Genomic DNA, 18,354 nt, shown 5'->3' with positions numbered 1-18,354 from the left:
GGCTTACCTCCGGTCGGTCTGGGTACGCAGTTGTTGCAGGGTGCTGCCAAGCACGGTGTCGTCGGCCTGCAATGGCAGCGTGCGCAGGGCATGGAGTTCAGCACGTTGCGCGCGCAGGTCCGGTGAATCCGGCCAGCGCCGCTGCGCCCAGAGATCGATTCTGTTCAGCGCGGCATCGCGGCCGCTGCCGTCGCCGCGCTCGATCGCGGCGCGGGCCAGGGTCAGTTCCAGCTGCAGCGCCGTGTCGATGGTGGTGCGCTCGGCCGAGGTCAGCGGGCCGTTCAGACGGCTCGGGGTGATGTCCACGAAGGGCGCCAGCGCGGCCTGCCACCACGGTTTCGCGGTGTTGTCGGCGGGCGTCTGCGCGATCTGCGAAGGCAGGCCCTGCAGCGCCTTGCCCAGCGCGTCCAGGCGTTGCAGCGACTGCACGCGAGGGCCCGCGCCCAACGCATCCAGCGCGTTGCGTTCCTGCACCAGTGCCTGGCGCAGGTTCAGGCCGTCGCTGTCGGGAAGATCGGCCAATGCCGTGGCGGCCAGCGCATACAGCCGGCGCGAGCCCTCCACGTCATCGGCGAAGGCCAGACGCTGCGCAGCCTGGGTCAGAAGCAGTTCGGCCTCATCACGCTGCACCGCTTGGCGGCCCTGGTTGGCGCTGTCGGCCAGCTTGGCCAGGTTTTCTTCGAGCAGGGCACTGCGCTGCGACAGGCCCAGCATTTCGTCGCGCAGCACCCGGTTGGTGGTGGCCGCATCCTGCAGGCGCTGGCTGGCAGCGCGCTGGTCGCGGCGCAGGGCCTCGACCGTGGCTTCCAGCCCCTTCAGCTGCACGGCGGTGGTCTGTGCCTGCGCCAGCTGGTCGCTCTGCTGCTTCTGCCAATAGTGGTAGCCGGCATAGCCGCCCGCGCCCAGCACCGCCAGCGCGGCAAGCGGCAGCAGCCAGCGCATGGGGCGATGGGGCGATGATGGAGCGGGCGGCAGAGTGTCGTTCATCGGGCTTCCTTGTCGGCGGCAACACCGGAACAGATCCGGCAGGCAGCGTTGTGCACAGCATCACTGTTGCCGACGACACCGGCAAGCCGCTGCCGGGTGCCTGTTCAGGTCGCTGCCGGGCCGGTGAGCGCAGCGTGTGCAGCGGCGATCAACTGAAGGTGGGTGGGGCCCTCGCTGCGTACTGTCCGGGTCAGCCCCAGCGCCTGCGCCTGCACGCCCAGCCGGTCGCTGGCCACCAGCGCGATCGCGTTCGCCTGCAGCCGCTGCTGCCAGTGCGCAGGCAGCTGCTGCCAGAAACGCTGCAAGGCCTCGCCACTGCTGATGGCCAGCAGCCAGGGCGTCGGGGAATGGGCCAAACGCGCCAACATGCGCCGCGACAAGCGCAGCGGCAGCCGTCGGTAAACATCGGCGCGGATGATCTGTGCGCCGGCGGCCTGCAGTTCGGCGGCAATCAGGCCACGCCCTCCCGGTGCGGTCACCAGCCCGATCCGCATGCCGCGTACATCGCCCAGCACCGGCAGCGCCAGCAGGCCTTCGCTGTCCATCCGCTGGGGCGCATGGACGTCGGCGACGCCATGCGCCAGCAACGCACGCGCGGTGCCTTCGCCCACCGTCAGCCACGGGCTGCGTTGCGCTGCTGCCAGCGGTATCAGGCTGGCAGCCGCAGCGACGGCCGCCGGGCTGGTGAACACCACCCGATCGCCGGTCAGCGCCCGTTGCAATTGCTGCAGTGCGGCAATGTCCTGCAGACGTTGCAGCCGCCAGGGCGAAAGCGCGACGGTACGGCCTCCCAGCCCTGCTGCGGCATGGCGCAGCGCCGCCTGCTGACCCTGCGGGCGCAGTGAGATCAGGGTCCAGCCAGTGGGTATCGTATGGTTGGCCATTCCCGTCATTATGCGGGCCCTTTGTTGTCGTGGTTGCTGCTGATGGCTGTTGATGCCCTGACCTCTTCGCTGGCTGCCCTGCAGGACGTGCTGGACTGCATGCCGGCGGTCCGCGCGATGCAGATCCGCCTGGATGGCTATGCCGACGGCGTGCTGCGCATCACCGCGCCGCTGGTGGCCAACGTCAACGACAAGGGCAACGCGTTCGGTGGCAGCCTGGCCTCGGTGCTGACCCTGTCCGGCTGGGCGCTGGTCAGCCTGCGCCTGCGCCTGGCCGGCCACGACGCCGAGGTCTACGTGGCCGACAGCAACCTGCGCTATCTGGCGCCGGTCTACGAAGACCTGCATGCCCACGCCGAAGCCACCGCAAGCGGCGCCTGGGACACCTTCCTGGCCACCTTCCGCCAGCGCGGCAAGGCCCGCATCAGCATTGTCGCGACCCAGCCCGGCGCCGATGGCAAGGCCGCGGCCGAATTCAGTGGTCGTTTTGTTGCCTTCGCCAAAGGGTAGGATGGCAGGCTGACGCCCTGCGGAACCCACCGATGCGCCGCCTCATCCAGATCCTCCTGTGTTCCCTGCTGCTGCTCAGCGCCGCTGCCGGCGCTGCCGCCGACGACCTCAGCCGCAAGCAGCGCAAGCTGCTGGAAGAGACCCAGATCGCCTATGGCGCCACCATCCGCTGGGGCAGCATGGACGACGCCATCGCTTATCTGGACCCGCAGCTGCGCAAGTCCAAGCCGCCGACCGAGTTCGAGCTCAACCGCTATGCGCAGCTGCGCGTGTCGTCCTACCGCGAGCGCAGCAGCGCATCGCTGGAGGGCGGCCAGGTCGAGCGCCGGGTTGAAATCGGGGTGATCAACCAGAACACCCAGGCCGAGCGGACCGTGGTGGTCACCGAGCGCTGGCGCTGGGATCCGGAAGCCAAGCGCTGGTGGCAGAGTGCGGGCCTGCCGGACCTCTGGCAGGGGCAGTGACGGGTCGCGTCCGGCTTGTGCGACAATCGGCGCCCGCTTAATCGACCCGTGACCTGAGTGAATTACGAAGAGTTGCTGGCCTTCGCAGGCCGAAACCCGATGCTGTCCGCGGCCCTGGTCGGCCTGACCGTGGCCCTCATCGTCACCGAAATCCGCCGCCTGTTCCGGGGCTTCAAGGGCATCAAGCCCGCCGAACTGACCCAGCTGATCAACGCGGGCGGCACGGTGGTGGTGGATCTGTCGCCCAGCGCTGATTTCGAAAAGGGCCACATCGCCGGCAGCCGCAGCGCCCAGGCCAGCGCGTTCGGCCCCGAGCACAAGCTGGTGGCCAACGCCAAGCAGGCCCCGGTGGTACTGGTGTGCCGCAGCGGCAACGCGTCCGAGACCGCCGCCAAGGCGCTGAAGAAGGCCGGCTTCGAGAAGGTCTTCGTGCTCGACGGCGGCATCCCCGCGTGGCAGCAGGCAGAACTGCCGCTGGTCAAGGGCCGCAACTGATCGCAGGCGGTGGCGGATGTGGCCTTGTTTGCGCCCTCCGCCGCCCCCATCGCAGTAATTCGACCATCGTTTTCATTGCATTCACTGGAGTTACTGGAAATGTCCGAAGAGACCACCAACGGCGCTGTCGCGCCGGTCGATGCCGCCACCGGCCCCGCGTTCACCGTCGAGAAGATCTACGTCAAGGACGTTTCCTTCGAGTCGCCGAATGCCCCGTCGATCTTCAACGACCAGGTGCAGCCGGAACTGCAGCTCAACCTGAACCAGCAGGTCCAGCGTCTGGGCGAGAATGCCTTTGAAGTCGTGCTGGCCGTGACCCTGTCCTGCAAGGCCGGCGAGCGCACCGCGTACGTGGCCGAAGTGAAGCAGGCCGGCGTGTTCGGCCTGGTCGGCCTCGACCCGCAGTCGATCGACGTGCTGCTCGGCACCCAGTGCCCGAACATCCTGTTCCCGTACGTGCGCCAGCTGGTCAGCGACCTGATCCAGGCCGGCGGCTTCCCGCCGTTCTTCCTGCAGCCGATCAACTTCGAAGGCCTGTACGCAGAAACCCTGCGCCAGCGCCAGGAGCAGGGCGACGCACCGTCGCTGGCTGACTCCGAGCCGGTCGGCAACGCCTGATCCCGGCTGCGACGTCACGGATGAGCACTACCGCTGACAAGATTGCCGTACTCGGCGCTGGTTCCTGGGGAACCGCGCTGGCTACGCTGCTCGCCCGGCACGGTCGCCAGACCGTGCTGTGGGGGCGCGATGCCGCCGTGGTTGAAGCCATCGACCAGCGCCACGAGAATCCGCGCTACCTGCCGGGCATTCCGTTGCCGGAATCGCTGCGCGCCACTACCGACCTGGCGTCGGCGGTGGAGGGTGCCGCCTGGATCCTGGTGGTGACCCCGTCGCATGCATTCGGTGAAACCGTGCGGGCGCTGGCGCCGCTGCGTCCGGCCGGTGCCGGCGTGGCCTGGGCCACCAAGGGCTTCGAGCCCGGCTCTGGCCGCTTCCTGCATGAAGTGGCGCGCGAAGTGCTGGGTGAAGACGTGCCGCTGGCCGTTGTCACCGGGCCGTCGTTCGCCAAGGAAGTGACCCTGGGCCTGCCGACCGCGATCACCGTGCACGGCGACGTGCCCGAGTTCGCACAGACGGTGGCCGAGGCGATGCATGGCCCGGCGTTCCGCGCCTACACCGGCGACGACATGGTCGGTGCCGAGCTGGGCGGTGCGATGAAGAACGTGTTGGCCGTGGCCACCGGCGTGGCCGATGGCATGCAGCTGGGCCTGAACGCCCGCGCCGGCCTGATCACCCGTGGCCTCAACGAGATGCTGCGCCTGGCCGCGGCGATCGGCGCCAAGCCGGAAACGCTGATGGGCCTTGCTGGCCTGGGCGATCTGGTGCTGACCTGCACCGGCGACCTGTCGCGCAACCGTCGCCTGGGCCTGGCCCTGGGCCGCGGGCAGACGCTGCAGGACGCCATCCGCGAAATCGGCCAGGTGGTCGAGTCGGTGCAGACCGCCGACGAAGTGATGCGACAGGCGCGCCGCCATGGCATCGACCTGCCGATCTCCGACCGCGTGCGCGCCGTGCTGCATGGCGAGCAGACCCCGGAAGAAGGATTGCGTGCGCTGTTGGCACGCGAACAGAAACCGGAGTATCCGGATACGCTGTTCAAGTGAATCGAAAACCCCGGCCCAGTGCCGGGGTTTTTTTGTGCGTGCGCGAAACCCATCCACGCATGGCGTGGATCTACTGTGGAACCCGTGGCGCCCATCATCGCGGCCGCGGCGGCGCGTTGGTGTTGTCCATGTCCGAAAAGATCATCCACGGCCCATCCGCTACCCGCTTAAACGTCAGCGTGAACTTCCCGGTATCACCCACGTTGTTGCCGTAGGTATAGGCACCGACGATGTAGCCCGTGGTTTCCTCTGCGGCAAAGGCAAGCGCACGCAGCCGCAACGGGCTGCTTCCCTGGCCGGCATACGCTGCCTCGATCGCCGCGCGCCCGCGCACAGGCGGCTGATTGCTCTGCAGGATGAAACCGTCCTCGGCGAACAACCCGGCCAATGCCTTCGCATCACCCGTGCGCCACGCCTGTTCGTAATCGCGCAGCACGCGATCCAGCGCAGCGGGCAGGGCGACATCGGCAAGGCGTGCGGCGGACTCCTGCGCAACAACAGGCCCGGCCATCAACAGGCCACTGAGAAGAATCACGGCAAGTCTTGAACGACGCATGCGTCTGCATCCTGGCGGTGCTGGAAGGCGTGACTGCCAGAGTATCCGTCTTGGCTGGCGGGTAGAATCACGCGGGCGCCAGCTGGGCGAATGCACACAGGACAGGGAATGACGTCTCGAATGATGGGAATGGCGGCGATGGTCGCGTTGCTGGCCGCCTGCACGCAGACACCGGCACCGGCACCGGACGCAGGCACCGCTGCCGCGCCCGCCGCTGCCGCCGCACCGGCGACAGAAGCTCCAGCCGCCACCGCTACAGTGGTCGAGAACGAGCCGTCCATCGAAGACGGCGTGGACCCTTCGGTGTGGGACAACGAAGGTGAGCCGGAAGGAGAGACCCCCGGCGCGGAACTCACCTGCAAGGACAATCCGCTGGCCACCTATTTCTTCACCCTGGTCGGCGGCAACATCGTGGACGACTGCGGCCGCAAGGACCCGAAGGTGCTGGCCGCGTTCAATGCCCTGATGAAGAACACTGCGGCGGCCGAATCGCCCGACAAGAGCATCCCCTCCCTGCGCGAACGCCTGCTGAGCGGTCCCAGCGGACCCGGCGAACTGATGGTGCTGCAGGGCGAGCCGTGGTGGCTTTACACCGCCTGCCAGGCGCACCAGTGCCCGACCACCGCGTTGGCGATGCTGTACTCGCCGAGCCAATCGAAGATGGTCGGCCGCCTTACCGCCCGCTGCAAGGTGTGGTGGCTGGGCGAGCCGAACGCGGAGCAGCGCGCCCTGATCGATCGCGAGCGACCGGTGGACGAGGCGATGCTGAAAGAAGAAGGCGATTCCTGCGAGTGACAGGCGGTAACGCCGGAAGCGTTGCCGGCGTTACTCCTCCGGGCGCATCCGTGCACTGACCTGCGCGGTCAGCGCCAGGCACGCCATCATCAGGCCTTCCATCACCCGATCGCCCACGTATTCGTCGTCCGGGCCGTTCTGGCGGACGCGCTCGGCCGCCAGCAGCATCTCCAGCGCGATGCGCAGGCCTGCCAGTGCGCAGTCCGCATCGGCCAGTGCCATGCGACGGCCCGGCATCTGATGACGCTCCGGCCACGGCTGGCCGTCGGCGGCTGCGCCGTTGCCGATCCGCGTCAGGGTGGCGATGAAGGCTGTGGGGTCGAGCGCGGGTGTTTCTTCCGGTGCCCCATCGTCCGCAGCGCGATAGGGGTGGGGGCGGGGGAATTCCGGTGTAGTCATGGCTGGGGCTCCGTGCAGGACAGACGGTAGCCGCCACACAAAGGTGGCGGGCGGAGACGTGGCTCGAAAACCGGGCGCTTGTTGAAGCCGGCAGGCACAGGGCCTCCACGCTCCGCCCGCCATAGCCGGCAGACGGATTGCCAGCCGGCGTCACGCGGGGTGACGCCGGCTGGCAAGCGTAATCAAGCAAGCGCACGGGTTTTCGAGGCCCGGCCATCCTTTTTCGATGGCCCGTCATCTGTACCTGTGCCGACGCGTAGCGCCAATCAGAAGAGTTGCATTCAACGCTTGATGCAAGACGCTTTCGGCATTCTTGCATGCTGTTAAGCCGCCCCAGACGCCGATGGCGCAAGGGCCCTAAGCGATAGAGGAATATGCGACATGGGTCGTGGTTGCCAGCGTAGTGTGCTGTCACCTCAGCGAGGCAATGACGACAAAGCCGCCAAAAGGCGGGCGCAACTGGACTAAGCTCCTGTCGTGCTGCAGGAGCTCGTTTTGGAAAAGCCCTTGATCGTCACCCTGGAAGCGACCTTCGCAGGATTCACCTTCCTTCCCTGGTTTGCATGGGCGCGCCGATGGCCTCCACATGGCGCTGATGGGCGTCGGCTATTCTCGTGGCGTTAGCCCGAACATGGAATCAACCGCATGCCTCCCTCCGATATGCGCGCCGGATGTGCACAGTGCCGCGATGCGGATCCGCTGCAGTTCGAATTCAGTTACGCATTCCAGCCGATCGTCGATGTGCATGCACGCAAGGTGTTCGCGCATGAAGCGCTGGTCCGCGGTCCGGCCGGAGAGCCCGCAGGTTCGGTGCTGTCACGTATCACCGCGGAGAACCGTTATTCGTTCGACCAAGCCTGCCGTGAGAAGGCGATCCGGATCGCGGCGTCGTTGAATCTGCGCTCTCATCTTTCAATCAATTTCCTGCCCAATGCCATCTATCGGCCCGAGGTGTGCATCCGTTCCACGCTGCAAGCTGCGGATCGGCATGGTTTTCCTGTTGAGCGAATCATCTTTGAAACCGTGGAGGGAGAGCAGATCAGCGATGGAAAATGGTTGGCCGAGATCCTGAGCGAGTACAAACGTATCGGCTTCAAGACGGCCATTGATGATTTCGGTGCCGGTTTTGCCGGCCTGAATCTGCTGGCCGACTTCCAGCCGGACATGGTCAAGCTGGATATGGCGCTGATCCGGGGAATCGACCATAGCCCCTCGCGTCGCGCGATCGTAGCGGGCGTGGTGTCCATGTGCGAGCAACTGGCCATCAATGTCATTGCCGAGGGCATAGAAACCCGCGATGAGGCGCACTGTCTGTCTGATCTCGGCATCAGCCTGATGCAAGGCTACTGGTTCGGTCGGCCGCAGTTCGAGTCTGCCGCCCGCGAGGCTGACATCACCTGGACAATGTGATCGGCACACGGCGCGTCCGATCCCGGTCAGGTGTGGCCGCCTGAGGCACGCCTGCCTCCCCCATGCCCGTGCCAACCCATGGGTTGGCCTGGCAGATCCGCGTATTCGACCCAGGGCCCGTCACGGCTTGGCCTGAAAAGGCGGCAATCACCCTCGCATCAACCTTCGCCCGGGTTCCATGGGATGATGCGCTGCCCACCGGACGACCGACCATGCAGAAGCTGACGGACCCCCATCTGCTGGACGACATCGCCGAGATTGGTCGCATCCAGGCCGTGCCGCGCATCCTGGAGACCGTAGCCCACATCACGGGCTCGCGCTTCACCGCCATTGCCCGCGTGACCCAGACCACCTGGACCGCGTGCGCCACGTTCGACACCCTGGGGTTTGGGCTTGTTCCGGGTGGCCAACTGGTGCTCGAGACGACCATCTGCGATGAGATCAGGCAGTCGGCGACGTCGGTGGTATTTGCGCATGCGAGCAAGCACCCGGTTTACTCCACGCATCACACGCCGCGGATATACGGGCTCGAGAGTTATGCGTCCGTTCCCATCCATCGGCCGGACGGCAGTTTCTTCGGCACACTCTGTGCGATTGACTCGGCACCGGCCAGCTTCGACGTCGCCCACGTGCAGAGATCCATGGAGCTGCTGGCCGATCTGGTAGGAAGCTACCTCGACAAGGAAGATCGCCTCGAGCGAGCAGAAACTGCGCTCTCCGACGCGCGCCGCGTCGCCGACCTGCGCGACCAGTTCATTGCAGTGCTGGGTCATGACCTGCGCAGCCCTCTGCAGGCCATCAGCATCGCCGCGGATTCGCTGGCATGTGAGCTGAACGCTGAGCGTCAGCAACGAATGCTCGCGCACATCGCCTCAGGCGTTGCCAGAATGGATGGACTGATCAACGACGTGCTTGATTTCGCCAGGGGGCGCCTGGGTGGCGGCATTCCCATCGCGCTGCAGCTGACCAGCACGTTGAAAGAAGACCTGAAAAAGGTTGTGGAAGAGGTGGCCATTGCCACTGGCCGTCAGGACATCAAGGTATGCATACAGGTAGAAGGCGGGGTGGTCTGCGACCCGAGCAGATTGGCACAGCTCCTGGCCAACCTGCTCACCAATGCAGCCGTACACGGAGAGCGCTCGTCTCCAATCTCCCTGACCGTCAACGCCGCGCCCGAAGTGTTTACGCTCGAAGTACACAACGACGGGCACATTCCATCAGAGAGGATGGACGCCATATTCAGTCCGTTCTCTCGCCAGAAGAGTGAGCAGCCACGGCCCGGCCTCGGCCTCGGCATCTACATTGCGTCGGAGATTGCGCGTGCTCATGGCGGCACGCTGGAGGTGGAGTCCAGCGCGGCCACCGGCACCTTGTTCACGTTCAAGATGCCGCGGTTGGAGCTTGCGTAGCGAAGCACGTCTCGCTGCGCTATGCCTCAGCCACATCCTCAGCCTTCAACGTCCCTCACTTGCTGGCGTGGCGTGCGTCTTTCTCGTCGTCGCCCTTCGCAGCCGCGCGACTCTTCGCGAACTCCGGGAACGTTTCCTCGATCGAGTCCTTGTCCGGCAGCACGTAGAACACGCCGCCCTTCTCGAACGTGGGGTTCACGATCTGCTCGTAGAACCCGGGAGAGACGTTGATGCAGCCGTGGGTGACGCGGTTGTCGTCCGGCGTGGCCGATGCCAGTCGTTCGCTGCGCTTCTCTTTCGGGGTGCCGGGTGGGAGCGGATGCATGGACACGGCGGAATCGTAGTCCACCCACAGCACGCGTCCGGCGTCCTCGGACGGGCCGTAGCCACCAATGAAACGGCCGGCCGGGGTAGTGCGGTCGTGGCCGGGAATCGCGCTCAGCGCGAGCTTGGCGACGCCGGGCGCCGAGTGATCGCCGATGGCCGAACCAAACAATGCCGGCGCCGCGCCACGCAGCTTGCCGTCACCGCCGAAGACCAGGACCTGTGCAGCGGCCTTGTCCATGATCGCGAACGGATAGCCCTGGTTGTCCTTGCTGGCGACTACCCAGCCGGCCAGTGCAATCACGGTCTCGGATACTTCCTGGCCCTGCGGAAGTTCATCGGCGGCGTTGGCCGTTTCCGCGGCAGGTGCTTCTTTTGCTTCCTTGCCATTCTTGGCACTGGCCACGCTGGTGCCTGCCAATGCCAGCACGATGGTCAGCGCGGCCGACACGGCCCGGCGTGCAGGGAATGAGTACGTACGAATGGGTCGGCTCCTTCGGATCAAGACCGGGAGGCTGAAAGACACCAGTGGCCGGCGAAGGCCACTGGTGTCTGGTTCAAGCGTTGATCAAACAGTGAGTAAGAGAGCGGTTACCCGCGCGGCTTGCGGCCCGGGACCCTTTCGAGCTGCTGGACGCGGCCTTCAATCTGATCCAGACGCTGGTTGGCCTGCTGTGCGGACTGGTTGGCGGATTCGGCGCTCTGCGCCGCGCCCTGCACCTTCACGTCGAGCTGGTCGAGACGTGAGTTGATCGTTGCAAACTCGTCTTTGTAGGTGGCGCAAGCACCGAGGCTTACGGTAGCAACGATGGCTACGGTGACGGCACGTGCCGCGTTGATGTGCTGCTTGGTCAGGAACATTCCACTCCCTCCTTCGTCTGGGGAGTCTGGAATATAGCGGCGTTTGTTCCCGCCGCAGCGAAGTGCTTTCAGCTGCAGTTGGAAGACGTGGATGGGCTGTGAAGGTGCGGCAAGCAGTCAACCTTAACAAGCGGGAACAAGCGAGCTGTGCTGCATCGGTCGATGCCCTTGCGCCGCTTCGATACAGCCAATTCATCAGGATGAAGCGGGCTCACGCTGTCCTAATGAATGGGCGCAGATGAGCGTCGCGCAACAGCGGCTCCCGTATGCCGCTGCCACGTGTGCTGTCGTCATCGGCGATCAGTGCGACGACGTAGTCACGCACGTCGTACTGCACCCAAGTGGCGCTACTACATGACGGATGGAGAGTTCCCTGAACAGGAACCTCATTCATGTACCGGTCAGTTCAATATTCAGGGCCGATTTCATCAACAAACGGATAATTCACACCTGTCGAACGCCCCTTATCCCTCCCCTCCCGAGGGGCGTTCGACGAAACCAAAATAATTAAAGGTGTATCCCGATGATCAAGAATTCGCTGCTTGCCCTGGGTCTGTTGGCCGCGCTGCCGTTCGCCGCATCGGCTGCCGATGGTCTGTCGTACAACTACGTTGAAGGCGGCTATGTGAACACCGATGCCAAGGGCGGCGACGCTGATGGCTGGGGCGTGAAGGGCTCGGTTGCCGTGCACCCGAACTTCCATGTCTTCGGTGATTACAGCAAGCAGGAAACCGACACCTTCAAGAACGATGTCGCCCAGTGGCGCATCGGTGCCGGCTACAACTACGGCATCGCACCGAACACCGACCTGGTGGCTCGTGTTGCGTACCAGAAGTTTGATATGAAGCACGGCCTGGACTTCAACGGCTACTCCACTGAAGTGGGCGTGCGCACCGCGTTCAACCCGTACCTGCAGGGCTATGCGCTGGCCGGTTACGAGGATTACAGCAAGAAGCACGGTATCAACCCGGACGGCGAGTTCTACGGCCGCGTCGGCGCCACCGCCAAGTTCAACCAGAACTGGGGCCTGAGTGGCGAAGTGAAGCTGGCCAAGGCCGGCGACCGCGAGTGGTTCGTGGGCCCGCGCTTCAGCTGGTAACAAACGCCTGTCGTTAGTGCGTGTAACTGGCGTGTGACCTCTCTCCCATACGCCAGTGAAGCCCGGCCTCGTGCCGGGCTTCTCTTTTTCCGGTTTCGCTTTGCCACAATGGGGCATGGGCGAACCCTCCACTCTCGCTGGCACCGGCACGGCCTACCAGGAACACCTGGCGCCTATGCCGCTGCGTGGCCAGTTCGGCCAGCTCTGGCAGAGCCAGTTGTCGGCCGACGCCAGCGGCAGCATCACCGTGCTGCCGGATGGCTGCGTGGATATCCTCTGGCGTGATGGCGCGTTGTTCGTGGTGGGTCCGGACCGGACCGCCGCGCATCCACAACTGGCGCCCGGTGCGCAGGTGTTGGGCGCGCGCTTCCGGCCTGGGCAAGCATCGGCTGCGCTTGGCATCGACTTGTCCGACATCGTCGGTCAGGCCGTGCCTCTTGTTGAATTCAATGCCCGCTGGGCAACACAGGCGGCGGCATCGGTCGGTCGTGCCGCGCCCGAGCAGCGCCTGCAACGCCTGGCCGATTGCCTGCAACAGAACATGACCGCGGCCGTGGTGGACGAACACACGAAACGTGCGCATGCGCTGTTCGCGCACGCAGCCAAGGGCGACGTCAGCATCGATGCACTCGCCGCCCATCTGGCGATGAGCCCGCGCACCCTGCGCCGCTTCAGCCAGGCGCAGTTCGGTTACGGTGCAAAGTCGCTGGAGCGGATCCTGCGCCTGCAGCGGTTCCTGCGCTGCAGCCAGGCACAGCCCGCGCACAGTCTGGCGATGCTGGCCGCCGAGGCGGGCTATGCTGACCAGGCGCACCTCAGCCGCGAGGCCCGCGAGCTGTCCGGCCTTACGGCCAGTGCGCTGCGCCAGGAGTGGGGGCGTTGATGGCCGTTTCGTTCAAGACCGCAGCCCAACGCTGACCGATGCTGGGCGCTCCAACCACGGAGCCGCCCCATGAGCCACGCAGAGACCACCGCTACTGAACGCCGCATCGACAACATCGAATTCAACGTCGCCGACATCGCCCGCAGCAAGCAGTTCTATGGGCAGGTCTTCGGCTGGTCCTTCACCGACTACGGCCCGGCGTATACCGAGTTCGATGATGGTCGTCTCAAAGGTGGATTCGTCGCTGACGAGGCGGTGACAGCCACGGGAGGTGCGCTGGTGATTGTCTACTGTTCGGATCTGGCGGATGCACAGCAGCGTATCCTCGCGGCCGGCGGTGAGGTCGTGCAGGAAGTGTTTGCTTTCCCCGGTGGCCGTCGCTTCCACTTCCGCGATCTGGACGGTTACGTGCTGGCGGTGTGGAGCGACGCTACCTGATTGCCGGTCCGCAGCGCGATGCCTCTGGGCGCGCGCTGCCTCTACAATCCGCCAATGGAAACGCACATCGACGCCTACGTGAGGCAGGCCGACGGCAACTGCATCAAGGTGATGCTGTTGAACGGCCGCCCGCGGACCTCGCTGCAGGCGCTGGGATTCAGCGCTGGCGAGGCAGACACCCTCACCCTGCCGGTCGCCGACGACGCAGCCAAGGCCACCGTCTTCATCCGTCTGCGTGACCTCGGCGTAGCCTTCTCGGCGGGCAGGGAGTGGTGCCCGGCCGACGTGTTCGAATACTTTCGCGATGGCGGCTTGCTGCAGGGCGCCTACCTCCGGGTTGCGTGGCGCACGCCGCAACAGTTCACCGTGACCACGGCGTAGTCGCACAGCATGGACGTGATCGAGATCGCCGGGGCGCATCTGCTGCGCGATGCTGCGGATGGCTGGCAGCTGCTGGACGCTGTTGTCTCCCAGGACGGCATCCGGCTGGTCTGCATTCATGCTGTCGGGCAGAGCTTCCGCGTCGAGCGTTCTCTGCGCGGACACATGCTGCCGCAATGGCAGGGAGAGTGGTGGCTGCAGCAGCCGGAGCATTCGATCACCGACAGCGAACAGCGGGCACGCGCGCTCGCCAACGAATGGCTCACGCTCGCCGCGAACTGAGAACCGCTCCGTCGCCGGCAAGGCCGTTCCGCTATGATCGCCCGCACATCGCCCCATGCGATGTGCCCGCCTCAAGCCAGCAGGAACTGCCGTGAACGCCCAGCCCGCCCCCATCACCGCCCTCAACCACACGCTCGACAACGAGCCGCAGCAGATCACCGCGCCGCTGACCCATTCGGCCGCGTTCCTGGTGCTGACGGTGAAGGACGATGACGCGTCGCTGGCGAAAGTACGCGAGGTGCTGGCCAGCACCGATGACCTGATCAAGAACACCGCCATCCGCGAGATCGAGCGCACCTTCACCTGCAACGTGGCCATCGGCCACCGCGTGTGGGCGCCGCTGGTGGGCAGCACGCCGCCGCGCGAGTTGAAGCCGTTCCAGGAAGTGAAGGGTGCCACCCATACGGCGGTATCCACGCCGGGTGACCTGCTGTACCACATCCGTGCACGCACGATGGACCTGATCGTGGCGTTCGAGAAGAACCTGCTCCTCGCCTTCGGTGATGCCGTGGAAGCAGTGGATGACGTGGCTGGTTTCCGCTACTTCGATGGCCGCGACCTGCTCGATTTCGTCGACGGCACCGCCAATCCGGAGGGTCTGTCGCTGCCGGAGGCGACCATCGTCGGCGACGAAGATCCCGAGCATGCCGGTGGCAGCTACGTGGTGGTGCAGAAGTACCTGCACAACCTCGATGCCTGGCGTGCGCAGAAGACCGAGGCGCAGGAAGCGATCATCGGCCGCACCAAGCACGACAACATGGAGCTGGACGACGCGCCGGCCGACGCGCAGAAGTCGCACAAGACGCTGTGCACCATCGAGGATGCCGACGGCGAGCACGAGATCCTGCGCGACAACATGCCCTTCGCCAACCCGGGTCGCGGCGAGTACGGCACCTACTTCATCGGCTACACGCGTCGGCTGTGGGTGATCGAGCAGATGCTGGAACGGATGTTCATCGGCAATCCCGCGCCGCTGCATGACCGCATCCTCGATTTCTCCACCGCCACCACCGGCGTCACCTTCTTCGCCCCCTCGCGCAAGGTGCTGGCCGACCTGGGAGAGTAGACCCACGCAATGCGTGGCTTTCGCTGTGATTGGTCCGGTGCAGCCACGCATGGCGTGGCTCTACTGCGGTGGCGTCCGCCATCTGCCTGTCATCTACAGCGCCGACCATGACGCCTTGGACGGCAGTGGAGGCGTGGATGATGGATTCTGCAGGCAACAGGCGCACCACACGCCGCGGCTGGCGCCCGTTGGCATGGTTGCTGGGCCTGCTGGCACTGGGCAGCGCCAGCGTGTCCGCACAGGACGCGCCTGCGCATTGGATGGCCTATGCCGCCTCCGTCAGCGGCGAGTTGCAGCAGCGCCTGCAGCAGGAACAGGATCCACGCGCCCAGCGCCTGCTGGCCTGGCTGCAGGAGCATCCCGATACGCCGGCGCCGTTGGTGGTGAGCGTGTGGATCGCGCGCGATGGCGCCATTTCCAAACTGGAATTCGACAGCTTGGGTGATGCCCAGGTGGATGCCGATCTGCGTGCGACGCTGCAGGCCACGGCGTTGCCGGCGGCACCGCCGAAGGACATGCGCCAGCCGCTGCGGTTGGGGCTGGTGCTGACCCAGTAGATCCACGCCATGCGTGGATGGCGCGCCGGTCGCCCCACAACAGCCACGCATGGCATGGCTCTACCGCGCAGGTACTGCCTGCGGTTCCCGCGCGGCGGCACGCCATGCTCGCAGCCCGAACAATGCCAGGCCCAGGAAGAACACGTACAACGCAGCAGTCACGTGCAGCGACTTGAACAGATACGCGCCCACGTAGAGCACGTCCACCACGATCCACACCCACCAGCAGGCGGCGTGCCGGCGTGCCTGCCACCACTGCCCGACCAGGCTCAACGCGGTCAGCATCGCGTCCAGCCATGGCAGCGCCGCATCGGTGAAGGTGTGCATGCCGGCGCCAAGCGCGACGCCGCCACACAGGCCAATGGCGAGGTCGCGCAGCAGCGTGCCGCGCGCCAGCGGCACGATGCGGATGCTGCCTTCATCGGCCGCATGCTGGCGCCAGTTGATCCAGCCGTAGACCAGGAAGCCACCGAAGGCGACCTGCAGCAGCGTGTCCGAGTACAGCTTGGCCTCGGCGAACACCGCGCCGTACAGCGCGACCGACAGCAGGCCGACCGGCCACGCGGCCAGCCGTCGCTTCGCCATCAGCCACACTCCGAGGATGCTGAAGAGGGCCGCAGTCCACTCGAGCGCCACGCCGCTCACAGCGCGAACGTCACCGACAGGCGTGCCTGTCGCGGTGCGCCCGGGAACAGGTAGTAGTCACCGCCGCTGCTGCCGGTGTCGCGCCAGTAGAAGCGGTTGAACAGGTTGTCCACCGACAGGTTCCAGGTCACGGCACGCTCGTGCAGGCGGTGCTGGAAACGCAGGCCAGCGTCGAACACCGAGTAGTCCGGTGCGCGTACACCGCCGTCGGCACGGGCGACATTGGCGGCGGCATAGCGCCAACCACCGGTCACGTCCAAGCCCTCGGCGAACGGCAGTGCATAGGCCAGATGCACGCTGGCGCGCACCTTCGGCACGTTCACCAGCTGATGGCCTTCATAGGCCGGAGTACCGCTGTCGCGTGCGCGCGCCTGCAGCACGCTGGCGCTGGCGACGATCTGCAGGGCGTCGGTCAGCTGGCCGTTGGCGGTCAGTTCCAGCCCGGTATGGCTCTGCTGGCCTTCTTCGACGAAGGTGTAGCCGGCATCGCTGCGGTCCGGCTTTGCGTACTGGTAGGGCTGGGTGGTGCGGAACACCGCGGCGCCCAGGGTGAGGGCGTCCACCGGCACGTACTTCACACCCACTTCCAGCTGCCGCGACTGCATCGACGGCAGGAAGGTATCGGCGTTGGACGTCCAGAACGGTGCTTCCTGGCCCAGCGAAATGCCGCGCACGTAGCTGGCATAGGCGTTGAGCTGGTCGGTGGCCTTCCACACCAGCGCGGTCTGCGGCAGGAAGCGCGACAGGCGGCTGTGCCGCTGCGGCGTGCCGCGCTTGTCATAGGCGCGCTCGTCCAGGCGGACGAAGCGGCCACCGGCCAGCCACTGCCAGTCATCGCCGAAACTCATCCGGTCCAGTGCGAAGAACGCGGTCTGGCGGCTGTCCAGGCGTCGTGCCGATGCACCGGGCATCTTCGGTGAGGGCTCGAACACCGGCACCTGCGCATCGTGGATGTTGCTGGTGCCGACGTACTCGTTGACGCTCGGGCGCTTGTCGACGGTGCGGCGGAAGTAATCGGCGCCGATGCTCAGCAGGTGGCCGACGCTGCCGGTCTCGAAGCTGCCGCGCAGTTCGGCACGCGCCTGCTGGTTGCGGCGGGTATCGTCCGGGCTGCGGTAGTCGTAGATGTCGTAGTCGCCGTTGGGGGCGAAATAGTTGCCAGGCACGCTGCCGTCCGCGCACCCTGCGGTGTAGTAGCAGCCGTAGGCGAAGGCGACGTTGTCATCGATCACCGAGCGGCTGTGGCCGATCGACAGCCGCGACTGCCAGGCGTCGTTGAAGTCGTAGGTGTGCAGGGCGGTGATGTTGGTGCTGGCGATGTCCACCGGCCGCTGCCACGGCTGGTAGCCGAGCAGGCGCTCGCGGTCGACGCCACGCGGCAGGTCGCGCGCGCCCAGCAGCTGGAAGCCGGACACCGAGCGCTGCGAGCTGGTCTGGTAGTTGGCATCCACTTCCAGCTTGCCGTGTTCGCCGATCAGCCAGTCGGTGGCCAGCGAATAGAAGTTGCGGCGGCCGTCGGCATGCTCGACGTAGGAATCACTGGCATCCCAGGCGGCATTGAAGCGGACGCCGAAGCGCGGGGTCAGCCAATGACCGACATCCACGGCGGCATAGCGCGAGCCTTCCGAATCCGTGCCCAGAGTGACCGTGCGCACTTCCGCCGGGCGCTTGCCCACGTAGTTGATGATGCCGCCGGGCGCCATCACGCCCGCCGCCAGGCCGGCTTCGCCCTTCAGGATCTGCACTTCCTGGATGTTCTCCAGCGCCAGGCGCTGTTCGCCGGCGATGGACATGCCGTTGAACCGGTAGCCGGTGGCCGCGTCCAGCGCGAAGCCGCGGATGGCGATGTTCTGGTAGTAGCCCACCGGCGCATAGGCATCGCCCAGCGAGGCATCGTTGCTGGCCAGCTCGGACAGCGAACGCACCTGGCGGCGGTCGAGGTAGTCGCGCTCCAGCACGTTCACCGAAGCGGGCGTGTCCTTCCAGGAGCCGCCACCGAATGCGTTGACGCGCGAGGTGTCGGGGGCCGGTTTGCCGGCCTGCACGCGTACCGCCGCCAGCTCGGTGGGCGAGGAGGGCGCATCATCAACGGCGTCGGTGCCTGCCTCGCTGGCGTACAGCGGCAGGGCAGCGCACAGGGCAAGGGCGAGCAGGGTGGGGCGCAGGCAGCGGTTCATTCGATTCGTCTTCAGACAACAAGGGAGACGAAGCGACGGCGCGCAGGTGCACCGGCCCATGACGGGGG

At 65.9% G+C, this 18,354-nt stretch carries 23 protein-coding genes; 15 read left to right on the top strand and 8 right to left on the bottom strand.

Features of this window, described 5'->3' with window-relative positions:
* Nucleotides 1-3: 3 nt before the first annotated feature.
* Both MRBLST15_RS15785 and MRBLST15_RS15780 read right to left on the bottom strand, forming a co-directional pair.
* Nucleotides 4-987 carry a uroporphyrinogen-III C-methyltransferase gene (locus tag MRBLST15_RS15785; protein ID WP_265951680.1) on the bottom strand — a complete coding sequence of 328 codons (984 nt, stop codon included), beginning with the start codon at nt 985-987 and terminating at the stop codon, nt 4-6.
* Between the two features lie 104 nt (nt 988-1,091).
* Complete coding sequence (locus MRBLST15_RS15780) at nt 1,092-1,880, bottom strand: uroporphyrinogen-III synthase (RefSeq protein WP_265951681.1); 789 nt, start codon at nt 1,878-1,880, stop codon at nt 1,092-1,094.
* Between the two features lie 33 nt (nt 1,881-1,913).
* Between MRBLST15_RS15780 and MRBLST15_RS15775 the strand changes: the two genes are divergently transcribed.
* From MRBLST15_RS15775 to MRBLST15_RS15755, 5 genes are all read left to right on the top strand, one after another.
* The gene (locus MRBLST15_RS15775; RefSeq protein ID WP_100462718.1) at nt 1,914-2,381 is read left to right on the top strand and encodes a YiiD C-terminal domain-containing protein; all 468 of its coding nucleotides are present in this window, start codon (nt 1,914-1,916) and stop codon (nt 2,379-2,381) included.
* A 32-nt stretch (nt 2,382-2,413) separates the two neighbouring features.
* Complete coding sequence (locus MRBLST15_RS15770; protein ID WP_025875935.1) at nt 2,414-2,845, top strand: hypothetical protein; 432 nt, start codon at nt 2,414-2,416, stop codon at nt 2,843-2,845.
* 57 nt (nt 2,846-2,902) lie between these two features.
* Nucleotides 2,903-3,340, top strand: a complete 438-nt coding sequence (locus tag MRBLST15_RS15765; RefSeq protein WP_025875933.1) for a rhodanese-like domain-containing protein — start codon at nt 2,903-2,905, stop codon at nt 3,338-3,340.
* A gap of 99 nt (nt 3,341-3,439) precedes the next feature.
* Nucleotides 3,440-3,958: a protein-export chaperone SecB gene (gene secB, locus MRBLST15_RS15760; RefSeq protein ID WP_176019295.1), complete on the top strand. Its 519-nt coding sequence runs from the start codon at nt 3,440-3,442 to the stop codon at nt 3,956-3,958.
* Nucleotides 3,959-3,978: 20 nt separating this feature from the next.
* Complete coding sequence (locus tag MRBLST15_RS15755; RefSeq protein WP_025875929.1) at nt 3,979-5,004, top strand: NAD(P)H-dependent glycerol-3-phosphate dehydrogenase; 1,026 nt, start codon at nt 3,979-3,981, stop codon at nt 5,002-5,004.
* Between the two features lie 94 nt (nt 5,005-5,098).
* On the opposite strand, the gene MRBLST15_RS15750 is transcribed toward MRBLST15_RS15755, so the two are convergent.
* Nucleotides 5,099-5,560, bottom strand: coding sequence for an SgcJ/EcaC family oxidoreductase (locus MRBLST15_RS15750; protein WP_367786680.1), 462 nt, complete (start codon nt 5,558-5,560; stop codon nt 5,099-5,101).
* A 108-nt stretch (nt 5,561-5,668) separates the two neighbouring features.
* Here MRBLST15_RS15750 and MRBLST15_RS15745 point away from each other — a divergent pair, with 108 nt between their 5' ends.
* Nucleotides 5,669-6,355 carry a hypothetical protein gene (locus tag MRBLST15_RS15745; RefSeq protein ID WP_265951683.1) on the top strand — a complete coding sequence of 229 codons (687 nt, stop codon included), beginning with the start codon at nt 5,669-5,671 and terminating at the stop codon, nt 6,353-6,355.
* Nucleotides 6,356-6,385: 30 nt separating this feature from the next.
* Here the strand turns inward: MRBLST15_RS15745 and MRBLST15_RS15740 are convergent, their stop codons facing one another.
* Nucleotides 6,386-6,754 carry a hypothetical protein gene (locus MRBLST15_RS15740; RefSeq protein WP_367786678.1) on the bottom strand — a complete coding sequence of 123 codons (369 nt, stop codon included), beginning with the start codon at nt 6,752-6,754 and terminating at the stop codon, nt 6,386-6,388.
* A gap of 645 nt (nt 6,755-7,399) precedes the next feature.
* Here MRBLST15_RS15740 and MRBLST15_RS15735 point away from each other — a divergent pair.
* Both MRBLST15_RS15735 and MRBLST15_RS15730 read left to right on the top strand, forming a co-directional pair.
* The gene (locus MRBLST15_RS15735) at nt 7,400-8,164 is read left to right on the top strand and encodes an EAL domain-containing protein (RefSeq protein ID WP_414716155.1); all 765 of its coding nucleotides are present in this window, start codon (nt 7,400-7,402) and stop codon (nt 8,162-8,164) included.
* Nucleotides 8,165-8,376: 212 nt separating this feature from the next.
* Nucleotides 8,377-9,573 (top strand): GAF domain-containing sensor histidine kinase, encoded by a 1,197-nt coding sequence (locus tag MRBLST15_RS15730; protein WP_367786676.1) that lies wholly within the window; start codon nt 8,377-8,379, stop codon nt 9,571-9,573.
* A 55-nt stretch (nt 9,574-9,628) separates the two neighbouring features.
* On the opposite strand, the gene MRBLST15_RS15725 is transcribed toward MRBLST15_RS15730, so the two are convergent.
* Nucleotides 9,629-10,330 (bottom strand): hypothetical protein, encoded by a 702-nt coding sequence (locus MRBLST15_RS15725; protein WP_367786872.1) that lies wholly within the window; start codon nt 10,328-10,330, stop codon nt 9,629-9,631.
* Nucleotides 10,331-10,488: 158 nt separating this feature from the next.
* Nucleotides 10,489-10,758 carry a hypothetical protein gene (locus tag MRBLST15_RS15720; RefSeq protein ID WP_099819538.1) on the bottom strand — a complete coding sequence of 90 codons (270 nt, stop codon included), beginning with the start codon at nt 10,756-10,758 and terminating at the stop codon, nt 10,489-10,491.
* A 526-nt stretch (nt 10,759-11,284) separates the two neighbouring features.
* Here MRBLST15_RS15720 and MRBLST15_RS15715 point away from each other — a divergent pair.
* The 7 genes from MRBLST15_RS15715 (at nt 11,285) to MRBLST15_RS15685 (ending at nt 15,464) form a co-directional block, all read left to right on the top strand.
* On the top strand, nt 11,285-11,857 hold the full coding sequence (locus MRBLST15_RS15715) for an Ax21 family protein (protein WP_367786870.1): 573 nt from the start codon (nt 11,285-11,287) through the stop codon (nt 11,855-11,857).
* 115 nt (nt 11,858-11,972) lie between these two features.
* Entirely contained in the window at nt 11,973-12,740 is a 768-nt protein-coding gene (locus MRBLST15_RS15710; protein WP_265951686.1) for a DUF6597 domain-containing transcriptional factor, read from the top strand.
* A gap of 69 nt (nt 12,741-12,809) precedes the next feature.
* Nucleotides 12,810-13,178: a VOC family protein gene (locus MRBLST15_RS15705; RefSeq protein WP_367786673.1), complete on the top strand. Its 369-nt coding sequence runs from the start codon at nt 12,810-12,812 to the stop codon at nt 13,176-13,178.
* A gap of 54 nt (nt 13,179-13,232) precedes the next feature.
* Nucleotides 13,233-13,559, top strand: coding sequence for a hypothetical protein (locus MRBLST15_RS15700; protein ID WP_367786671.1), 327 nt, complete (start codon nt 13,233-13,235; stop codon nt 13,557-13,559).
* Nucleotides 13,560-13,568: 9 nt separating this feature from the next.
* Nucleotides 13,569-13,841 (top strand): hypothetical protein, encoded by a 273-nt coding sequence (locus MRBLST15_RS15695; protein WP_367786669.1) that lies wholly within the window; start codon nt 13,569-13,571, stop codon nt 13,839-13,841.
* A gap of 91 nt (nt 13,842-13,932) precedes the next feature.
* The gene (locus MRBLST15_RS15690) at nt 13,933-14,907 is read left to right on the top strand and encodes a Dyp-type peroxidase (protein WP_367786667.1); all 975 of its coding nucleotides are present in this window, start codon (nt 13,933-13,935) and stop codon (nt 14,905-14,907) included.
* Nucleotides 14,908-15,047: 140 nt separating this feature from the next.
* On the top strand, nt 15,048-15,464 hold the full coding sequence (locus MRBLST15_RS15685) for a hypothetical protein (protein WP_367786868.1): 417 nt from the start codon (nt 15,048-15,050) through the stop codon (nt 15,462-15,464).
* A 60-nt stretch (nt 15,465-15,524) separates the two neighbouring features.
* Here MRBLST15_RS15685 and pnuC read toward each other — a convergent pair whose 3' ends face one another.
* The gene (gene pnuC, locus MRBLST15_RS15680) at nt 15,525-16,109 is read right to left on the bottom strand and encodes a nicotinamide riboside transporter PnuC (RefSeq protein ID WP_367786665.1); all 585 of its coding nucleotides are present in this window, start codon (nt 16,107-16,109) and stop codon (nt 15,525-15,527) included.
* Nucleotides 16,106-18,286 (bottom strand): TonB-dependent receptor, encoded by a 2,181-nt coding sequence (locus MRBLST15_RS15675; protein WP_367786663.1) that lies wholly within the window; start codon nt 18,284-18,286, stop codon nt 16,106-16,108. The genes pnuC and MRBLST15_RS15675 overlap by 4 nt, the downstream gene beginning before the upstream one ends.
* Nucleotides 18,287-18,354: the final 68 nt, after the last annotated feature.

It is taken from the genome of Stenotrophomonas sp. LST15-1-1.1, assembly GCF_040815575.1.
GTDB lineage: Bacteria > Pseudomonadota > Gammaproteobacteria > Xanthomonadales > Xanthomonadaceae > Stenotrophomonas > Stenotrophomonas lactitubi_B.
Note: the sequence above shows the minus strand (reverse complement) of the source record. Positions and strands in the feature narration are given on the sequence as shown.